The 20411-nt window shown below is 42.3% G+C and carries 19 protein-coding genes and 1 pseudogene; 17 read left to right on the forward strand and 3 right to left on the reverse strand.

Annotation, left to right across the window (positions count from 1 at the left end; all coding sequences use genetic code 11):
* Window positions 1-105 precede the first annotated feature (105 nt).
* The 6 genes from LJE11_RS13220 to LJE11_RS13245 all read left to right on the forward strand — a co-directional run bounded on the left by LJE11_RS13220 (window position 106) and on the right by LJE11_RS13245 (window position 6034).
* Window positions 106-411 carry an autorepressor SdpR family transcription factor gene (locus LJE11_RS13220; RefSeq protein WP_202018822.1) on the forward strand — a complete coding sequence of 102 codons (306 nt, stop codon included), beginning with the start codon at window positions 106-108 and terminating at the stop codon, window positions 409-411.
* Window positions 395-1423 (forward strand): SdpI family protein, encoded by a 1029-nt coding sequence (locus tag LJE11_RS13225; RefSeq protein WP_227296084.1) that lies wholly within the window; start codon window positions 395-397, stop codon window positions 1421-1423. The genes LJE11_RS13220 and LJE11_RS13225 overlap by 17 nt, the downstream gene beginning before the upstream one ends.
* A gap of 271 nt (window positions 1424-1694) precedes the next feature.
* Window positions 1695-3032: a TrkH family potassium uptake protein gene (locus LJE11_RS13230; RefSeq protein WP_227296086.1), complete on the forward strand. Its 1338-nt coding sequence runs from the start codon at window positions 1695-1697 to the stop codon at window positions 3030-3032.
* A gap of 19 nt (window positions 3033-3051) precedes the next feature.
* On the forward strand, window positions 3052-3699 hold the full coding sequence (locus LJE11_RS13235; RefSeq protein ID WP_008704764.1) for a potassium channel family protein: 648 nt from the start codon (window positions 3052-3054) through the stop codon (window positions 3697-3699).
* Between the two features lie 72 nt (window positions 3700-3771).
* Complete coding sequence (locus tag LJE11_RS13240; RefSeq protein ID WP_173720144.1) at window positions 3772-5337, forward strand: ATP-binding protein; 1566 nt, start codon at window positions 3772-3774, stop codon at window positions 5335-5337.
* Window positions 5330-6034, forward strand: a complete 705-nt coding sequence (locus LJE11_RS13245; RefSeq protein ID WP_019161280.1) for a response regulator — start codon at window positions 5330-5332, stop codon at window positions 6032-6034. The genes LJE11_RS13240 and LJE11_RS13245 overlap by 8 nt, the downstream gene beginning before the upstream one ends.
* 64 nt (window positions 6035-6098) lie before the next feature.
* Here the strand turns inward: LJE11_RS13245 and LJE11_RS13250 are convergent, their stop codons facing one another.
* Window positions 6099-6914 carry a hypothetical protein gene (locus tag LJE11_RS13250; protein ID WP_227296088.1) on the reverse strand — a complete coding sequence of 272 codons (816 nt, stop codon included), beginning with the start codon at window positions 6912-6914 and terminating at the stop codon, window positions 6099-6101.
* 207 nt (window positions 6915-7121) lie between these two features.
* Here LJE11_RS13250 and LJE11_RS13255 point away from each other — a divergent pair, with 207 nt between their 5' ends.
* From LJE11_RS13255 to LJE11_RS13290, 8 genes are all read left to right on the forward strand, one after another.
* Entirely contained in the window at window positions 7122-8822 is a 1701-nt protein-coding gene (locus LJE11_RS13255) for an AAA family ATPase (RefSeq protein WP_227296089.1), read from the forward strand.
* Window positions 8823-8994: 172 nt separating this feature from the next.
* The gene (gene hemA, locus LJE11_RS13260) at window positions 8995-10224 is read left to right on the forward strand and encodes a glutamyl-tRNA reductase (RefSeq protein ID WP_173704998.1); all 1230 of its coding nucleotides are present in this window, start codon (window positions 8995-8997) and stop codon (window positions 10222-10224) included.
* A complete protein-coding gene (locus LJE11_RS13265; RefSeq protein ID WP_118408159.1) occupies window positions 10214-10711 on the forward strand; it encodes a precorrin-2 dehydrogenase/sirohydrochlorin ferrochelatase family protein in 498 nt (165 codons plus the stop codon). Before hemA ends, LJE11_RS13265 begins: the two co-directional genes overlap by 11 nt.
* Window positions 10689-11609 (forward strand): hydroxymethylbilane synthase, encoded by a 921-nt coding sequence (hemC, locus tag LJE11_RS13270; RefSeq protein WP_330584076.1) that lies wholly within the window; start codon window positions 10689-10691, stop codon window positions 11607-11609. The genes LJE11_RS13265 and hemC overlap by 23 nt, the downstream gene beginning before the upstream one ends.
* A gap of 48 nt (window positions 11610-11657) precedes the next feature.
* A complete protein-coding gene (cobA, locus tag LJE11_RS13275) occupies window positions 11658-13163 on the forward strand; it encodes a uroporphyrinogen-III C-methyltransferase (protein ID WP_161233288.1) in 1506 nt (501 codons plus the stop codon).
* A gap of 60 nt (window positions 13164-13223) precedes the next feature.
* Entirely contained in the window at window positions 13224-14207 is a 984-nt protein-coding gene (gene hemB / locus LJE11_RS13280; RefSeq protein ID WP_008704753.1) for a porphobilinogen synthase, read from the forward strand.
* On the forward strand, window positions 14207-15484 hold the full coding sequence (hemL, locus tag LJE11_RS13285) for a glutamate-1-semialdehyde 2,1-aminomutase (protein ID WP_022381480.1): 1278 nt from the start codon (window positions 14207-14209) through the stop codon (window positions 15482-15484). Before hemB ends, hemL begins: the two co-directional genes overlap by 1 nt.
* A 294-nt stretch (window positions 15485-15778) precedes the next feature.
* Window positions 15779-16846, forward strand: coding sequence for a lactonase family protein (locus LJE11_RS13290; protein ID WP_008704751.1), 1068 nt, complete (start codon window positions 15779-15781; stop codon window positions 16844-16846).
* Between the two features lie 111 nt (window positions 16847-16957).
* Here the strand turns inward: LJE11_RS13290 and aroC are convergent, their stop codons facing one another.
* Window positions 16958-18052: a chorismate synthase gene (gene aroC / locus LJE11_RS13295; RefSeq protein ID WP_173744646.1), complete on the reverse strand. Its 1095-nt coding sequence runs from the start codon at window positions 18050-18052 to the stop codon at window positions 16958-16960.
* On the opposite strand from aroC, the pseudogene LJE11_RS20835 reads away from it, so the two are divergent.
* Window positions 18053-18157, forward strand: a pseudogene (locus tag LJE11_RS20835) (DUF6783 domain-containing protein); the annotation flags it as partial. It lies immediately after the preceding gene.
* On the opposite strand, the gene LJE11_RS20840 reads toward LJE11_RS20835, so the two are convergent.
* Window positions 18149-18277, reverse strand: a complete 129-nt coding sequence (locus LJE11_RS20840) for a DUF6783 domain-containing protein (protein ID WP_368183604.1) — start codon at window positions 18275-18277, stop codon at window positions 18149-18151. The pseudogene LJE11_RS20835 and the gene LJE11_RS20840 sit on opposite strands and share 9 nt — an antisense overlap.
* A 190-nt stretch (window positions 18278-18467) precedes the next feature.
* Between LJE11_RS20840 and LJE11_RS13300 the strand changes: the two genes are divergently transcribed.
* Both LJE11_RS13300 and LJE11_RS13305 read left to right on the forward strand, forming a co-directional pair.
* The gene (locus LJE11_RS13300; RefSeq protein ID WP_020993736.1) at window positions 18468-19409 is read left to right on the forward strand and encodes a magnesium transporter CorA family protein; all 942 of its coding nucleotides are present in this window, start codon (window positions 18468-18470) and stop codon (window positions 19407-19409) included.
* A 114-nt stretch (window positions 19410-19523) separates the two neighbouring features.
* Entirely contained in the window at window positions 19524-20402 is an 879-nt protein-coding gene (locus tag LJE11_RS13305) for a hypothetical protein (RefSeq protein ID WP_022381481.1), read from the forward strand.
* Window positions 20403-20411 lie beyond the last annotated feature (9 nt).

Consider the following 20411-nt stretch of genomic DNA (forward strand, 5'->3'; position numbering starts at 1 on the left):
AGTCAGTATCCTATTTTCATTATAGGCTGAGATAAGCTTTCATGATTCGTTGACATATGATATTCTTTATACTATATTATATTTAACAATTAGGTTAAATGTTAAATGAAAGGCTGTGATGAACTTTTGGGATTACAGGATACTTTGAAAGCGCTGGCAGATCCAATACGACGTGAGATTCTAAATTTGTTAAAGGGCGGACGGCTTTCAGCAGGAGAGATATGTGAACATTTTTCAGTGACGGGGGTGTCTATATCCAGACATCTGGCAATATTAAAGGATGCTGATCTGATCAGGAGCAAAAGGGAAGGAAAATTTATTTATTACGAACTAAATACTTCTGTATTGGAGGATGTTATGTTGTGGATCACAGACTTAAAGGGGGTATCGGATTATGAAGGAAATGATTAAAAAATATAAAGGTACATTGATCTGTTCTGTACTGGTAATGCTTGTAGGAATTTTGGTGGGTTTTACGATGGCGCAGAGCATATGGATAAACGTGTTTTTTGTAGTGACAGATTGTATACTGGTGACAATCATCTTTTATGACAACAGGAACAGACAGCAGAGCAGCAAGGTTATAGGGATGGTCATATGGATGATACCTGTTACCGCGTTAATCTATAATGGTATGGCAAGACTGATCAGTATGGATGCGGATAGTGAGAATCTGTTTATGGCAGTAATTTACTTTGGAACAGGATTACTGTTTATGATCATAGGAAATTATTTGCCAAAGGTGAAACAGAATAACACCATAGGAATCAGGGTTGTATGGACATTGCAGGATGAAGAAAACTGGAGTGCAACTCATAGATTCAGTGGAAAATTATGGGTGGCATCAGGTGTCTTATGTATGCTTTGCGGCCTTTTTGGAGAAAGCATTGCTGCTTTGGTTTTGTATATTGTGAGCATTATGGCTGCTGCAATTGTCAGCATTCTTTATTCTTATCTTTTTTATAAGAAAAAAATGGCAGCCGGAGAAAAATTAAAAATCCAGTATAACAAGAAGACAATCGTGATATATGTAATCGTATCAGTTTTTGTCGTAATATTTACTATATGGACTTTGTTCTGGGGTGGTATTGATATCAGTTTCCATGATAATGATTTTACTGTTGAGGCACAGGGATGGAGTGATTATACAGTGGATTATGAGCAGATTGACAGTATCTCATACAAAGAAAATTTATTTCAAAATGGGAATGATCGCAGAACAAATGGTATGGGAAACCTGAAGTATGGTATGGGAAATTTCAGAAATGATATTTATGGAGATTATATCCGCTACACCCATGCATCCTGCCACTCATATGTAGTTATGGATATGGGCGGAAAAATATTGGTGGTAAATGGCGCAGATGAATCAGAAACAAAGAAAATTTATGACACTCTCAGAGAGAAATGTCAGATGAATTAGTGTGTGTTTAATCGAATCAGACAAGTAGCAAAATAACAGGTATTGCGGGTATCATGGAACCATGAAGGTGATTTCTATGATAAACAGACAGTTCTACATCAATAAGATTATGCCATATGCTGATACGTCTTGTGTAAAAGTATTGACTGTCTTTATACAATCTTAATACGGAATCATAGACTTTTATACTATCTTTGAAAGCAATTGTATATAATAAAACGCATTATGAAGATATTGCTATAGAATCATTAGTAAGGAGTTATGATCATTTATGCCGGAAAAAATGTGTAAGAAAAAACACCTGACGTCTTTTCAGGTGATTATTCTGGGATTTGCAGGTGTGATCCTTTTGGGAAGTATTTTGCTGATGCTTCCGGTTTCCTCTTTGGAGAAAGTGCCGACGTCATTTCATGAGGCACTTTTTACAGCCACTTCGGCAGTATGCGTTACAGGACTTGTGGTAAAGGACAGCGGAAGTTACTGGTCTGTGTTCGGACAGACGGTTATTCTTGCGCTTATACAAATAGGTGGATTTGGAGTAGTAACCGTAGCGGCAGCGGTTTCGCTTCTTTCAGGGAAAAAAATATCTCTCATGCAAAGAAGTACAATGCAGGATGCAATTTCAGCACCTAAAGTTGGAGGAATTGTCAGACTGACAAGGTTCATTTTAAAGGGGACTCTTTTGATTGAAGCAGCAGGAGCTATGTTATTGCTGCCGGTTTTTGCATCAGATTATGGCTTAAAGGGAATCTGGATGGCAGTCTTTCATTCTATTTCTGCTTTTTGTAATGCAGGATTTGACATTCTGGGAACAGTAGATAATGCCTTTCCGTCTCTGACGGGCTATTCCGGAAATATCCTTATAAATGTGGTAATTATGCTGCTGATCATCACAGGAGGAATCGGTTTTCTCACCTGGGATGATATTTATAGGAATAAAATGAATTTTAAACGTTACCGCATGCAAAGCAAGATTATTCTTATGACTACTGTATGTCTGATTATTTTTCCGGCAGTTTTTTTCTTTGCCTGTGATCTGAAAAACCTGCCTGCAGGAGAACGCCTGTTAGCTGCCATGTTTCAATCGGTAACTACAAGAACTGCCGGCTTTAATACCATAGACATTTCAGAGATGAGCGAGGCATCCAAAGCGGTTATGATACTGTTAATGCTGATCGGTGGTTCGCCGGGTTCTACAGCAGGAGGAATGAAAACAACCACTTTTACGGTACTGATTCTGAATGCAATTGCAACCTTTCGCAGTCAGGAAAATGCAGGGGCTTTTGGACGGAGACTGGAGTATCATGTGATAAAAAATGCAGCCACAATAGCTATGCTCTATTTTACATTATTCTTTTGTGGAGGTGTTGCAATCAGCGTATACGAAGGTCTTCCCCTTTTGGATTGTCTGTATGAAGCAGCTTCAGCTGTGGGCACGGTAGGTCTGACCTTGGGAGTCACACCGGGACTTCATGTTTTTTCACAAGTTGTGCTGATCATACTGATGTATCTGGGACGCGTAGGCGGCCTGACCCTGATTTATGCAGTATTCTCAGGAAGAAATAAGGGAAATGCAAAGCTTCCTCTGGAGAAAATCACAGTTGGATGAGAAGGAGAAAAGTAATATCATGAAGAATGTATTGATTATTGGACTTGGAAGATTTGGAAGACATATTGCCATGCAGCTGAATCAGCTTGGGCATGAAATTATGGCAGTTGACTGGAAGGAAGAAAGGGTGGACAAAGTGCTTCCGTTTGTGACTAACGCCCAGATCGGGGACAGTACCAATGCTGAATTTTTACAATCCCTTGGAATTGGAAACTACGATATCTGTTTTGTGACTATTGGAGGAAGCTTTCAGAATTCTCTTGAGACAACTTCCCTTCTGAAAGAACTGGGAGCAAAACTGGTAATATCCAGAGCTGAACGTGATGTTCAGGAAAAATTTCTTTTACGCAATGGTGCAGATAAGGTGGTTTATCCAGAAAAGCAGGTTGCAAAATGGGCATCTATCCGTTACACAGATGATCATATCCTTGATTATATGGAGGTGGATGCTTCCCATGCGATTTTTGAGGTAGAAGTGCCGGAGGAATGGACTGGAAAAACTGTAGGCGGACTGGATATCAGAAAGCGTTACAATATTAATATTCTGGCAGTAAAAAATGAAGGAGAATTTAATATTGCAATTTCTCCGGATACGTATTTGGAAGAGAATAGTAAATTGCTGGTGCTGGGAGAATACAGAGCTCTTCAGAAGTGCTTCCGCATATAGTAAAAAAGACTTTTGACCACAACACAGCCCCATGATATAATTTTCAAAACAGTAAAAAAGGTGGGGGACAGGATGAGTTTAAAAAATGTGAATCATCAGAAACGGTCATTCATATGGTCTATGGAAAAACCGTCTGCAAAGGATTATTTTCTGACGGTATTTATATTTGCGGTATGCACTTTAATTGGTCTGTTGTTTCAGAAACTAAATTTTACGGACACGAACATTGTAACCATATATATTCTGGGGGTTTTGCTTACTTCGATTGTGACAGATGGCTATCTTTGCAGTGTGGCAGGCTCTTTCTTAAGTGTATTTTTATTTTGTTTTTTTCTGACAGAACCAAGGATGTCTTTCAAAACCTATGCGGTGGGTTATCCGGTGACATTTTTCATAATGCTTATTTCATCCGTACTTACGGGAGCACTTGCAGCAAAGCTGAAAACACATGCAAAGCTGTCTACACAGCTTGCCTTTCGTGCACAGATTCTGTTCGATACAGACCGTCTGCTGCAAAAGGCAAAAGGAGAAACAGAGATTCTTGATGTCACCTGTACACAGCTTCTCCGTTTATTAAACCGCAATATTACAGCATATGTAGTAGAAAATGGAACTTTATCAGAGGGAAAGCTTTTCTCCGGGGAAAAAGAGGACACAGAAGATTTTTTGATACCAGAAGAGCAGCAGATAGCCAAATGGGTCTGTGAAAACAGACAGCATGCCGGTGCGTCCACACACCATTTTCCTCAGGCTAAATGTTTATATCTGGCAATCCGAAGCGGGGATAATGTTTACGGTGTGATCGGGATACCATTGCAAAAAGAAACACTGGACACTTTTGAATACAGCATCCTGTTGTCTGTAATAAATGAATGTGCGCTTGCAATGGAAAATGCGAAAAATGCATTAGAAAAAGAAAAAAATGCAGTTATGGCCAAAAATGAACAGCTGCGGGCAGATCTTCTTCGGGCGATTTCGCATGATCTTCGTACGCCGCTTTGCTCCATTTCCGGTAATGCAGATATGCTGCTTGGCAATAGTGACCGTCTGGACGAAGCTACAAAACATCAGATTTATAGCGATATCTATGATGATTCTGAATGGCTGATCGGAGTTGTGGAGAATCTGCTTTCCATTACCAGACTGAATGACGGAAGACTGAAATTTAAATTTACAGACCAGCTTCTGGATGAGGTGATTGCAGAATCCCTGCGGCATATCAGCCGGAAACATGATGATTATAAAATTGTGACAGACTGCGAAGAACTTGTTCTTGCACGTATGGATGTACGTCTTATTATGCAGGTTCTGGTAAATTTAGTTGACAATGCAATAAAATATACACCACCGGGTTCTGTGATCTGTATTCGGGGAACGAAAACAGATGGGAAAGCGCAGATAAGTGTGGAAGATAATGGCCCGGGAATTCCGGAAGAAATGAAGTCACATATTTTTGAGATGTTTTATACAGGGAAAACAACAGTTGCGGATAGTCAACGAAGTCTTGGACTTGGACTGGCACTTTGCCACTCTATTATAGAAGCACATGAAGGAACCCTGGTTTTGACAGATCATGATCCTCATGGATGCAATTTTACTTTTACTTTACCCTTAAGCGAGGTGACATTAAATGAATAAAACATTAATTCTGGTGGTTGAAGATGACAGACCCATACGCAATCTGATCGTTACTACATTAAAAACACATGACTATAAATATCTGGCTGCAGAAAACGGATCTTCAGCTATTCTGGAAGCTTCGTCCCACAATCCGGATATTGTTCTTCTGGATTTGGGGCTTCCTGATATGGAAGGGGTAGAAGTGATAAAAAAAATCCGTACCTGGTCGAATATGCCGATTATTGTGATCAGCGCCAGAAGTGAGGACACAGATAAAATAGAGGCGTTGGATGCAGGAGCAGATGATTATATTACGAAACCGTTCTCTGTTGAGGAATTACTTGCGCGTATCCGTGTCACCCAGAGGAGACTTGCGGTTATGCAGAGCGGAGAGCAGATAGAAAGCTCTGTTTTTGAGAATGGTGGATTAAAGATAGACTATACGGCAGGCTGTACATATCTGAAGGGAGAGGAATTGCATCTGACACCTATAGAATATAAGCTGCTCTGCCTTTTGTCCCGCAATGTGGGAAAGGTATTGACACATACCTATATTACCCAGCAGATTTGGGGACGATGTTCGGATAATGACGTTGCTTCTCTTAGAGTTTTTATGGCAACATTGCGAAAAAAACTGGAGCCTGAGAAAAATGGAGTGCAATACATCCAGACACATATTGGCATTGGATATCGCATGCTTAGAATTGAAAAGTAATATCCTCTTTTTATAGCAATCCTCGTAAATAATGCATTTAAGAGGATTGCTATAGATTTATTTCTCATAATATAATAAGAAGGAACCCTCCCAATATTAACAGCAATGAGGAAACAACTGAAAAGATCTGGGCTCCTACACCTGGGGTGCCGCCCTGTTTGATCGCTTCATCGCGGTCAAGTTTATTTTTCATCAGATTCTCTGTGATTCCGGGTGCGGATTTGAGAGTCTGTCCGTCCTGTATGCCGATAGCAGTTACGGTTTGTCCTGTTTCGAAATCAGCAGCAGAATAATAATAACGAACATCATATTCTTTATGTGAACGTGTCGTCTGGTTCGATGGTTCTATAAAATGCTTCTGTGTATAGGTGTTATCCGGTACATATGTATAACCGGCAGATGATAATGCTGCCTTGTCGTAATCTTCCCAGGTTTTGGTAAGCATAATATCATCAACAAAATCCTGCGAAAGTGCATAATTTCCAATTTTCCCCTGACCTGATACCGGCATGCTGCTGAAAGATGAATTCCATTCCAGAACGCCATATTTCTTTTCGTCGTCAGTCATTGCCTCCTTCTTTTTGGAGGAAGATTTTGTTAATTTCATTGTCTGTTTTGAACTTGAAATGCGGATGCTGTCAAAGTCCAGTCCAAGCTCATCATCATGTGCCGGTTCAGTCAGCTCAAATGTGCCGCATACAATGACGGTTTTTCCATCGTTTTCCGGGTCGATCGTATCTGCTGCATCAACGTAAACTGCGTCTTTCAGAGCTGCTTTTGTTTTGGGGTTATCCACAAAGATCATCTTTAAAGCAGATACAAAAAAGAATATTCCGATTATTACAAGGAGAACCCCTCCTGCTTTCTTCAATATCTTCATAAATTTCATCACCTTCCCTTTCTGTTAATATTTTCTGCAAGTATCTCAATCATATTATTACATATTTTAATTCGTTTGCCACTGTCACTTGCGATAGTAACAGGTTGCATTATTTTCTGGAATTACGATAGGATTCATGATATTATAAACAGTAATAAGACGGATAACAATAAGAAGGTATGCTTTATAAATGGAAGGGGATATAAGATGGCAGGATTAAAAAAACTTCCAATTGGAATTGAGAATTTTGAAAAGATGCGTCGGGAAGATTTCTATTATGTAGATAAGTCACATGTAATTGGACAATTGCTTACCCAGTGGGGAAAGGTAAACCTGTTTACCCGTCCGAGACGCTTTGGAAAATCCCTGAATATGAGTATGCTCCAGAGTTTTTTTGAGATTGGAAAAGATAAGACTTTGTTTGATGGGCTGAGGATTTCAGATAATCAGGAATTATGTGAAAAATATCAGGGGAAATTTCCGGTGGTTTTTGTCAGTCTGAAGGGAATCAATGGTGCCACATATGAGGAAGCCCGCAGATTTCTCATAAAAACAATCAATGAAGAAGCCCGCAGGCTATCCGTACTTTCAGACAGCACAGAGCTTGATGAGACAGATCACGAATTGCTGATACAGTTAAAGAAAAAAGAAATGACAAACGATTCTCTGGTGTACAGTATCCGTGAGCTGACAGAATTGCTGGAAAAGCACTATGGCAGCAAAGTAATTGTTCTGATCGATGAATATGACGTACCTCTGGCAAAGGCAAATGAAAATGGCTATTATGATGAAATGGTATTTCTGATCCGCAATTTATTTGAGAATGCATTAAAAACCAACAGCAGTCTGAAATTCGCAGTGCTGACAGGATGCCTGCGGATTGCAAAAGAAAGCATTTTTACAGGTCTTAACAACTTTAAGGCTTATTCCATTACAGATAAGAGCTTTGATGAAACATTTGGATTTACAGATGCGGAAGTAAGGGAACTTCTCCGGTATTATGGACAGGAAAAATATTATGAGACAGTGAAAGAGTGGTATGACGGCTACCGGTTTGGAAATGTGGATGTTTATTGTCCATGGGATGTGATCAATTTCTGCAGCGATCATCTGGCAGATCCCGGGCTGGAACCGAAGAATTACTGGGCGAATACAAGTGGAAACAGTGTGATCAGCCATTTCATTGACAGTGTGGGAAAACCACAGAAGCTGACCAGAATGGAACTGGAACAGCTGGTAAATGGAGGGATTGTCCAGAAAGAAATTAATTTTGAGCTTACCTATAAGGAATTATATTCTTCCATAGACAATCTGTGGAGCACACTTTTTATGACCGGATATCTGACACAGAGAGGGGAACCCAGTGGTAACAGATATAATCTGGTCATTCCCAACAGAGAAATCCGAAATATTATCACCAATCATATTCTGAAAATGTTTAAAGAAAATGTAAAGGACGATGGAAAAACAGTCAGCGATTTATGTGATGCACTGCTGAACAAAAATCCGGAAAAAGTAGAGTTGATTTTTACAGAATATATGAAAAAAACGATCAGCATAAGAGATACCTTTGCGCAGAAACCAACGAAAGAAAATTTCTATCATGGATTGCTGCTTGGTATTCTGGGATTCAAAGAGAACTGGTCAGTAATGTCAAATCGGGAATCAGGAGACGGATTCGGGGATATTCTGATCCGTATAGAAGATGAAGATGTGGGAATTGTGATCGAAGTAAAATATGCAGATGACGGAAATCTTCAGGAAGAGTGCGAAAAAGCACTTCAGCAGATTATAGATATCAGATATACTGAGGCGTTAGAGCAGGAAGGGATTCATACAATCATAAAATATGGAATCGCCTGTTACAGAAAGAAATGTAAGGTGCTGATGAGAATAGACAAACAGTGAACACAGAATATTCAGACCTCATTACCGGATGCAGAACGAACGGTAATGAGGTCTTGTCACGTTATCCTTTAAAGAAGAAGCTTTTTCCGCGTTTGCAATTGACATCTTAACAGGAAATGATTATGATATGAAATGAATGAGAAATGGTGAAATACGAAGGAGAGTTAGAGTTATGAGTATTTCCATGATTGGAATTGACCATAATATGGCACCGGTGGATATTCGTGCGAAATTTGCATTTACAAAGAAAAATGCCGGTGAAGCAATGGAAAAAATAAAGAATCAAAATGGAATATATGGATGTGTGATCCTGTCCACCTGTAACCGCCTGGAGGTCTGGGCAAGTGTGGATGATGAGGTGGATGTCTGTCTTTATGACTGCCTCTGCAGGATAAAGGGAATTACTGAGGATTCTTACAGACAATATTTTGTAGAGCGTAAGGATCAGGAGGCAGTTGAGCATCTTTTTTATCTTACCAGTGGTCTGAAATCACAGATCATAGGGGAGGATCAGATCCTTACACAGGTGAAGGATGCCCTGAATCTGGCAAGAGAGAATTTTGCGGCAGATGGTGTTTTGGAGGTTCTGTTCAGAATGGCTGCCACAGCAGGAAAGAGGATTAAGACAGAGGTTCCTTTTTCCCATGGAAATCCGTCAGTGATCCATCAGGCCATCGGATTTCTGGCAGAGAAAGGGTATTCTCTCAGGGATAAGACCTGTATGGTCATCGGTAACGGTGAGATGGGGAAGGTGGCTGCTCAGGCTTTGCAGGAGGCAGGTGCAGATGTGACAGTGACCATCCGTCAGTACAGAAGCGGAGTTGTGAATATTCCGCTGGGCTGTAAGCGCATTAATTACGGTGACAGAATGGAGTATGTGCCGCATTGTGACCTTGTAGTGAGTGCAACTGCAAGTCCGAATTTCACATTAAGAGAAGAATTATTCCAGGGAATCCGGACAAAGGATGACCTGATCCTGATCGATCTAGCAGTTCCCAGAGATATAGAGCCATCTGTTGGAAAGATCCAGGGGGTCACACTTTATGACATGGACAGCTTCCGTATAGAGGAAGTTCCTGCAGAACTTCAGGAAAATCTGGAGGCAGCAGGTGCGATCGTAAGAGAGCAGATGGATGAATTTTTCCAATGGCTGGATGGAAGAGACCTGATCCCAAGAATTCAGGATATTAAAGATGAGGCAGTCAATGACCTGAATTTAAGGATTGCAAAGATATTAAAGAAAACACCTATGGAAGAGGATGACAGGCAGAATCTGGTCCATGCAGTGGATACGGCAGCAGGAAAAGTAGTAAATAAACTGATCTTTGGTCTGCGTGACAGTCTGAATCAGGAGATTTTCCTTGAGTGTGTGGCAGGACTGGAGAAAATATATGAAGAATAAGCCGTATTTTCCAATGTTTATAGACTTATCAGATAAGAATATCGTGGTTGTAGGCGGCGGAAACATTGCAACCCGTCGAGTGAAAACCCTTTTATCATTCACCAGAAATATCAGAGTCATTGCTCCGAAGGTCACCATGGAGATGATGGAGCTTGGCAAAGCCGGCTATGTAGAGTTGATCACACGTCCGGTGAAGCGTACAGACTTTGCGATGGCATATATGGTGATCGCAGCTACAAATGACAGAAAGTTAAATGATGAGATCCACAGGATCTGCAGGCAGGAAGGCGTTTATGTTAATGTAGCCAGCGACAGAGAACAGTGCGATTTTTATTTCCCCGGGATCTATATGGAGGATGGACTGGTGGTGGGAATCACAGCCAGCGGTCTGGATCATAAAAAAGCGCGCAGGATAAGAGAAGAAATCCAGAATGCCCTGGAGAGGGTTGCGCAGGAAGATGAGAATGAGGAGGGAAATGATGACTGAGGTGATCATTGGAAGTAGAGAGAGTAAGCTGGCCGTTCTCCAGAGTGAGATGGTAAAAAGCTACATAGAACAGAAAAACCGTGAAAAAAATGCCGGTTCTGAAATAACAGTAAATATCCTGACTATGAAAACAACAGGAGATATTATTCTGGACCGTACCCTGGATAAGGTGGGCGGAAAAGGATTGTTTGTAAAAGAACTGGACAGGGCATTGCTAGATGGTAAAAGCAATCTGTCTGTACACAGTCTTAAGGATATGCCTATGGAGGTTCCAAAAGAGCTTCCCCTTCTGGCCTTTTCAAAGCGTGAGGATCCAAGAGATGTACTGGTGCTTCCTGAGGGAGTGGCGGAGCTGGATCCGGATAAACCTCTGGGATGTTCCAGCTTAAGGAGAACTCTTCAGTTAGAGAAGCTGTATCCTGAGATGGAGGTAAAGAGTATCCGTGGAAATCTGCAGACAAGGCTTCGCAAGCTGGATGAAGGAGAGTATTCCGGGCTGATCCTGGCAGCGGCAGGTCTGAAACGACTGGGGCTGGAAAGCAGGATCAGCAGATATTTTACACCAGATGAGATGATTCCTTCAGCAGGTCAGGGAATCCTGGCTGTGCAGGGACGCAAAGGTGAGGATTATGGGTATCTGGACGGATACTGTGACAGGGATGCCTGGATTGCAGGAACTGCAGAGCGCGCATATGTAAAATATCTGGACGGAGGATGTTCTTCGCCTGTAGCTGCATTTGCAGAGGTGGACGGAGATGAGATCTTTATCCGCGGTTTATATTACAGTGAAGCTACAGGAAAGTGGCTTACAGGTCAGATCAGAGGTGCAGCAGAGGATGGAGAGAAGCTTGGAATTGCACTTGCAAAGCAATTGAAATCTGACTGTGAGGGAAGATAAAAAAATTTATAAAAAGAAAATTCTTGTGACGCAAAAAGGAGAGGTAACATGGCAGCTGGCAAGGTTTGGCTGGTTGGTGCGGGACCGGGTGATATCGGGCTTTTTACATTAAAGGGCGCAGCGGTTCTGCAGCAGGCAGATGTGGTAGTATATGACAGTCTGGTAGGCGAAGGGGTTCTGGCAAAGATCCCGGAGCATGCCAGACTGATTAATGTAGGTAAAAGAGCAAATCACCATACAATGGTGCAGGAGGATATTAATAAGGTTCTTCTGGAAGAAGCTGAAAAAGGAAATAAAGTGGTAAGGCTTAAAGGTGGAGATCCCTTTCTCTTTGGAAGAGGCGGGGAGGAACTGGAACTTCTTTCTGAGAATGGAATCCCTTATGAGATCGTGCCCGGAGTGACATCTCCCATCTCTGTTCCTGCTTACAATGGGATTCCTGTGACACACAGGGATTTCTGTTCGTCCTTACATATTATTACAGGACATAAACGCGCAGGGCAGGAGTATGATATAGATTTTAAGGCACTGACCCGGACAAAGGGAACACTGGTGTTTCTCATGGGAATTGCAGCACTGGAGGATATCTGCAAAGGGCTTCTTGCAGGCGGAATGGATCCGAATGTGCCGGCAGCAGTTCTTCAGAAAGGAACAACAGCAGGACAGAAGCGGGTGGTTGCTACTGTAGGTACCCTCAAGGAAGAGGTGGACAGACAGGGGATAGAGACACCTGCCATTATTGTTGTGGGTAAGGTCTGCTCCCTGGCTGACAAATTTGCCTGGTATGAGAAGCTTCCTCTGGCAGGCTGGAAGGTTCTGGTCACAAGACCAAGACAGCATATTTCAAAGACAGCAGATCTTCTCCGTCAGAAAGGTGCCGAGGTTCTGGAGCTGCCGTCTATCTGTACAGTACCTGTTGAGAATAATGGCAGACTGTATGAGGCATTTGAGAAACTGGATACTTATCAGTGGATCATTTTTACAAGCCCTGCAGGTGTGGAGATCTTTTTTGACGAGATGGACAGAAAAGAGATGGATGTGCGCAGCCTGGGACAGGCGAAGATCGCAGTGATCGGTGAAGGAACGAAGAAAAAGCTGAAAGAGCATCACCTGCTGGCTGATTTTGTGCCAGGTGTGTATGACGGAGATACTCTTGGAGCAGAGCTTGCAAAAGAACTTCAGGGAAATGAAAAAATCCTGATCCCAAGAGCTGAAGCCGGAAATAAAAAGCTGACAGAACTGCTGGAGCAGACAGGGGCACAGGTGGATGATATTGCAACCTACACTACTCGTTATGAGAAGAGCAGACTGATCGATGAGAAGAAAGAACTGGAGACAGGAAGTGTGGACTGTGTAGTATTTACCAGTGCATCCACTGTAAAGGGCTTTGTGGAAGGCACAAAGGGACTGGACTATACGAAGGTAAAAGCTGCCTGTATCGGAAAACAGACCAAAGCTGCAGCAGATGCTTATGGTATGCAGACCTGCATGGCAAAGAAGGCTACCATCGAAAGTCTCATAGAGCTTGTGGAAGAGATGAAACAGGAAAACTGATAACTATTCTGCAAAAAATGGAACAGTTATGAGAATTGTTGATAAAAGGAGCAAAAAGACATGGATTTAATTCAGAGACCAAGAAGATTAAGAGGCAGTGAAAATTTAAGAAAAATGGTAAGAGAGACAAGAATGGACAAGTCTTCCCTTATCTATCCCTTATTTGTAAAAGAGGGAACAGGAATCGAAGAAGAGATCCCTTCTATGGAAGGACAGTTCCGCTACAGTGTAGACCGTCTTCCTTTTGAACTGGAACGTCTGCAGAATGCAGGAGTAAACAGCATTATGCTGTTCGGTATCCCGGATCATAAGGATGAGGTGGGAAGCGGTGCGTACGACCCCAACGGAATCGTACAGAAGGCCCTGAGAGAAGCAAAGAAACAGTTCCCGGACATGTACTATATCACAGATGTATGTATGTGTGAGTACACTTCACACGGACACTGCGGAGTGCTCTGCGGTCATGATGTAAATAATGATGCAACACTGGAATTACTGGCTAAGACAGCTGTTTCCCATGTAGAGGCAGGCGCAGATATGGTAGCTCCCTCTGATATGATGGACGGACGTGTACGTGCTATCCGTGAGGCTCTTGATGCGAACGGACATTATGGAGCACCGATCATGTCCTATGCAGTAAAATATGCATCTGCTTTCTACGGACCATTCCGTGATGCAGCAGGTTCTGCACCGTCTTTTGGTGACAGAAAGAGCTACCAGATGGATTTCCATAACAGAAGAGAAGGAATGAAGGAAGCTCTTACGGATGTGGAAGAGGGCGCAGATATCATTATGGTAAAACCTGCCATGTCTTATCTGGATATGGTCTCTGAGGTATCAAAGGCTGTAAATGTGCCGGTTGCAACATACAGTGTAAGCGGTGAATATGCAATGGTGAAAGCAGCTGCAAAGATGGGATGGATCGATGAAGAACGTATTATGTGTGAGATGGCAGTCAGTGCATACCGTGCAGGTGCCCAGATCTATCTTACTTATTATGCAAAAGAACTTGCAAAATGCATGGATGAAGGGAGAATCGGCTGATGGGTTTATCAGAAGAATTATTTGACAGAGCGGTAAAGGTGATTCCGGGAGGAGTAAACAGTCCTGTACGTGCCTATGGCGCAATCGGTATTGCACCGAGATTTATCGACCGCGCAGACGGATGCCATATTTATGATGTTGATGGAAAAGAATATGTGGATTATATCGATTCCTGGGGACCTATGATTCTGGGCCATAATTTTCCGGAAGTAAAAGAAAGTGTACTGAAGGCATGTGAAAAGGGCCTCAGCTTCGGATGTGCAACTGCAATTGAAGTGGAGATGGCTGAATTCATCTGTGACCATATTCCACATGTGGATATGGTGCGTATGGTAAATTCCGGTACAGAGGCTGTTATGAGTGCAGTCCGTGTTGCCAGAGGATTTACAGGAAAGAATAAGATCATTAAATTTGCAGGATGCTATCATGGACACAGTGATGCCATGCTGGTAAGTGCAGGCTCCGGTGTGATGACAAGCGGTGTTCCGGACAGTGCCGGTGTGCCTAAGGGATGCACAGAGGATACCATGACTGCTGTTTATAATGATCTGGACAGTGTACGTGCACTGATGGAGCAGGCTGACGGACAGACTGCTGCTGTTATCGTGGAAGCTGTAGGCGCCAATATGGGTGTGGTTCCCCCGAAAAAGGGGTTCCTGGAAGGTCTGAGAAAGCTCTGCGATGAGTACGGCGCCCTTCTGATCTTTGACGAGGTTATCACTGGTTTCCGTCTGGCTTTTGGCGGTGCTGCAGAATATTTTGGCGTGACCCCTGATCTGGTTACCTATGGTAAGATCATCGGTGCAGGTATGCCGGTAGGCGCATACGGCGGACGCAGAGAGATTATGGAACTGGTTTCCCCTGTGGGAAAGGTTTACCAGGCCGGTACCTTAAGCGGAAATCCTATTGCAATGGCAGCAGGACTGACACAGTTAAAATATCTCTATGAACACCAGGAAATCTATAAAGATCTGGAGGAAAAAGGAAAACGTCTCTATGGCGGTATGGAGAAAATCCTGGCAGAGAAAAATCTGCCTTACCATATCAATCACGTATCTTCCCTGGGAAGCCTGTTCTTTACAGAGCAGGAGGTTGTGGATTATACATCAGCCAAATCTTCAGATACAAAAGCTTTCTCTGAATATTTCAAGGGAATGCTTGCGCAGGGAATCCATATGGCTCCGTCACAGTTTGAGGCAATGTTTTTATCTGTTGCCCATACAGATGAGATTATAGACCAGACACTGGAAGCTGTCAGAAATTATTTTACCAAATAAACAGCAGAGCGCTTATCCGGTATAGAACTTAGCCAAAATTCATTCCAGATTGCCTGCGGCAATAGAATTTTGGCTTGTATGTGAATAGTAACGACAGTAACCCATGAACTGGAAAAAATACATAAAACTGAGTTCCGTAATCTTGTTCTGATTAGGGAAATGTGCTATAATCACCTTATCGTATGACATCGTCCGGCAATATCGGGACGAAAATATTATTGCTCGCTGACAGCAGACGGGAACAGAGTGAGCGATGATAAATAAACTTCAGGACAGCAGGAGGAAAAAAGCATTATGAGTGAAAAGAAATATGTAGCTTATGTGGGCTCTTATACACACGGCTCTTCCAGACAGGGAATCCATGTTTATGATGTTGATGTTGAGAATGGCACTCTTACAGAACGCAGCAGTGTTGAAGTAAGTAATGCATCCCACATGGCTGTTTCAAAGAATGGTAAGTATCTTTATTCTATCGAGGATGAGGGTGTTGCAGTATTTAAACGTGATAAAAATGGTGATCTGTCACGTATCAACAGTGTAAATATTGATGGAATGAGAGGCTGTTTCCTTTCTACAGATGTTGACGGTAAGTATCTTTATGTTGCCGGATATCATGACGGTAAGGTGACTGTTGTACATACTCATAAGGACGGCAGACTTGGAAGCCTGATGGATGGCGTATTCCATACAGGACTCGGAAGTGTTGCAGAGCGTAACTTCCGTCCCCATGTGAACTGTGTTCGTCCGACTCCGGATAATAAATATCTCTGTGCAGTAGATAACGGAATTGATCAGGTGAAGATTTACCGTGTCAACAAATTGCGCAATAAGCTGGAACTGGTAGACATCCTGAGATGTCCGAGAGAGAGCGGCCCGCGTATCATTCGTTTTAGCGATGATGGTAAGTTTGCTTATATTCTCTTTGAACTCAGTAATGAGATCAGGGCTTACAAATATGATGGAAGCGGTAAGGTTCCGGCGTTTGAACTGATCCAGACGATTGAGACAAGTGCGAAGAAGGATGTTCATGATACACATAATGCAGCGTCCGGTCTTTCTCTTGCAAATGATGGCAAGCATCTTTTCTGTACAACAGCAGGTGAGGATACAGTTTCCATGTTTGAGCGTGATGAGGAGACTGGTATGCTGACAAGGAAGTTTACACTTCCGATCAGTGGTGAATATCCGAAAGATCTGGTACTTTTACCGGATGATAAGCATCTGGTGCTGGCTAATCATGCAAGTAATACACTGACTACTTTTACAGTGGATTATGAGAAGAATATTATTGTGATGAACGGCAAGCCGATTAAGATTACAGAGCCAAACTGTATCAGAATCTGGCCGGTTCCGGAAGAATAACAGATTCGTTACATAGAATCAGCAATATAGGCAGATAATAAAATACCTTCATTTGAAACTGAGATTAGCTCAGAATTCAAGTGAAGGTATTTTTGCGTGGATTAATTGGAATTATTTCCGATAAAAATCCCGAACCTTATCCATCTGGGAACTCATATTGACAAAGAGCGCATCCGCCAGTGTGATTGCTGCCATAGATTCTACCACAACCACTGCTCTTGGGACAATGACCGGATCATGTCGGCCATGGATTTCCAGAGAAAGAGGTTCTTTATCTTTGGTTACGGTCTGCTGCGGCTGGCTGATGGATGGGGTTGGCTTGATATGGGCACGAAGTATGATTTCACTGCCGTCACTGATTCCTCCCATGATTCCGCCTGCGTGGTTGGAGGTTTTGATGATTTTACCGTCTTTGACTGTGAATCCATCATTGTCAGTGGAACCGTTTGAGGAAGTCACTGCAATGCCGTCACCGATTTCAACAGCCTTGACTGCACCGATGGACATCAGGGCGTGGGCAAGAAGAGCACTGAGCTTGTCAAAGACAGGCTCGCCAAGTCCGGCAGGTGTTCCGGTAATACGACATTCGATCACGCCGCCTGCACTGTCCTGATTCTTCATACATTCTTCCAGATATTCACCGGCCTTCACTGCTGCCTGTGCGTCCGGCATATAAAATGCATTCTGATGGATTTCTTCTTTATTAAAAGAAGCAATTTCAACAGGTCCGATAGATTTGGTATAGGTGCAGATTGAAATGCCAAGTTCTCCTAATATTTTAGAAGCAATGGCACCTGCTGCAACTCTTCCGATGGTTTCCCGCCCTGAAGAACGTCCGCCGCCTCTGTAGTCGCGGAATCCGTATTTTTGGTCAAAAGTATAATCTGCATGTCCGGGACGATAGGAGTATGCGATATTTCCGTAGTCTCTGGAGCGCTGATCTGTATTTCTTACCATCAGAGAAATTGGAGTTCCGGTGGTTTTGCCCTCAAAGACACCTGAGAGGATTTCTACCAGATCTCCCTCTTTACGGGCGGTGGTGTATCTGCTCTGTCCGGGTTTTCTTCTGTCGAGGAATTTCTGAATGTCCTCTTCACAGAGAGGAAGGCCTGCCGGGCATCCGTCTATCACAGCTCCGAGAGCTTTTCCGTGGGATTCTCCCCAGGTGGTTACCTTAAATTTATTTCCAAATGATGACTGGCTCATATGATTTGTATCCTTTCCTGTTATTGTATTAGAGCGTGTCTGGAAAATCATTCCCATAATCTGCACGCCCCACTTTGCGGGATATTTCACCTGAATTCAGTTGCCGTAGTTAGAGCGTGTTTGGAAAATCATTCCCGCAATCTGTACGCCCCACCTTACGGGACTTTTATAAATAAATACTACTTTATTATAGCGAAGTGTAAAAGTTTTGTAAACCGAAAGCATTGGAATTGACAAAAATTCATGTTCAAATTATAATGATGTTTGAGTCTTTGTGAAAATAAAGAGTAAACGTAACTGTTCAGTAATCTCTTGCAGAAACTCTGAATAGTTGCAGATTTATTGTTACTGAGAACAGAGTAAACAGTAACAATCTATTGAGGGGAAATCGAGAAAAAGAAGGGAAGTGTGGATCGTGGTAAGGATTTTTAAGACAATCGATGGCGCTATCCATGAAATACAGGAACCACAGGAGGGCTGTTGGATTGCGCTGACGAATCCTACGGCAACAGAAATTTTTGAAATTTCCGAGCAGTTTGGGATAGAGGTGGACGATTTGCGCGCACCTTTGGATGAGGAAGAGCGTTCCCGTATAGAAGTGGAGGACAATTATACCCTTATCCTTGCAGATGTACCTGCGATTGAAGAACGTAACGAGAAGGACTGGTATGTGACCATTCCTCTTGGTATTATCGTGACTCAGAAGATGATCTTTACTGTATGTCTGGAAGACACACAGGTTCTGACAAGATTTATGGAAGGCAGGGTAAGAAACTTTTTTACCTATATGAAAACCAGATTTATTCTGCAGATTTTGTACCGTAATGCCAGCATGTATCTGAGATATCTGCGTATTATAGATAAGAAGAGCGAGCAGATTGAGGAGAAACTTCATCTGTCTACAAGAAATCAGGAATTGATGGAACTTCTGGAACTGGAGAAATCACTGGTATACTTTACCACATCTCTGCGTTCCAATGAGATGGTTCTGGAGAAACTTCTGAAGGTGGAGAGTATCAAGAAATATCCGGAGGATACAGAGCTTCTGGAGGATGTTATCATTGAGAACAAGCAGGCCATTGAGATGGCTAATATTTACAGTGGTATCCTCAGCAGTATGATGGGAACTTTTGCGTCAGTTATTTCCAATAACCTGAACATTGTCATGAAGGTTCTGGCTGTTATTACCATTGTTATGAGTATTCCGACTATTGTTTTCAGTGCGTATGGTATGAACCTGAGTGCTGCAGGAATGCCGTTTTCCAGGACACCATGGGGATTTCTTATCGTTATCATCCTTTCTGTAGTGGCAAGTATCATTGCAGCGATATTTCTTTCCAGGAAGAAGTTTTTCTGATTTTGCAGCTGAACTGAGAAGCAGTTATTCGGTGCAGAATTACGCAGAGAAAGCAGATTGTGGATATCCGCTGTAACGAAAGAACGAATAGCATTTTGTGAGAAAAGGAGATTTATGAAATTTATTGACAAACTGGAACGAAAATTTGGAAATCGCGGGATTGAGAATCTTACGATTTATATTATTGTAAGTTATGTACTGGGATATGCATTGATGTATATTAATCCGGGGGCTCTTTCCATGTTGAGTTTGAATGTCTCTGAAATCCTGCATGGTCAGATATGGAGACTTGTTACATGGATTATTTATCCGCCGAGTACGTCATCTGCTTTATGGTTTGTGATTGCGATATTGTTCTTTTATTATCCGATCAGTGCATCGCTGGAACGTACATGGGGATCATTCAGATTTACTGTATATATTTTATCTGGAATGATTTTTACAGTAATTTCTGCGTTTATTTTGTATTTTATCACAGGTGGAGTGTTAGATGCTTATCTGAATGGATCACAGTTTTCAACGTATTATATCAGTTTATCTATTTTTCTGGCATATGCGCTGACATATCCGGATATGAAGGTTTTACTGTACTTTGTAATCCCGATCAAGATGAAGTGGATGGCGATTGTATATGCTGCTCTTGTGGTATATGATATTGTCAGATATTTTATGGGAGGAGCATGGTTTATGGCACTGCCAATCATCGCATCCTTACTGAACTTTATCATTTTCTTCCTTGGTACAAGAAATCTTAACCGATACAATCCGAAGGAAATCCATCGCAGAAACCAGTTTAAGAGAGCAATGGGAGAAAGTAAGACCGTTCCCTTCCCGGGTGGCAGCAAGTCAGGGGAAGTGACAAAGCACAAATGTGCAGTCTGTGGTCGTACAGAGAAAGATGATCCGAATCTGGAATTCCGTTTCTGTTCCAAATGTAACGGAAACTACGAGTACTGTCAGGATCATTTATATACACATATACACAAGAAGTAAGAGGAGAAA

The sequence above is a fragment of the Blautia sp. DFI.1.216 genome (assembly GCF_020594215.1).
Classification (GTDB): Bacteria; Bacillota; Clostridia; order Lachnospirales; family Lachnospiraceae; genus Blautia_A; species Blautia_A wexlerae.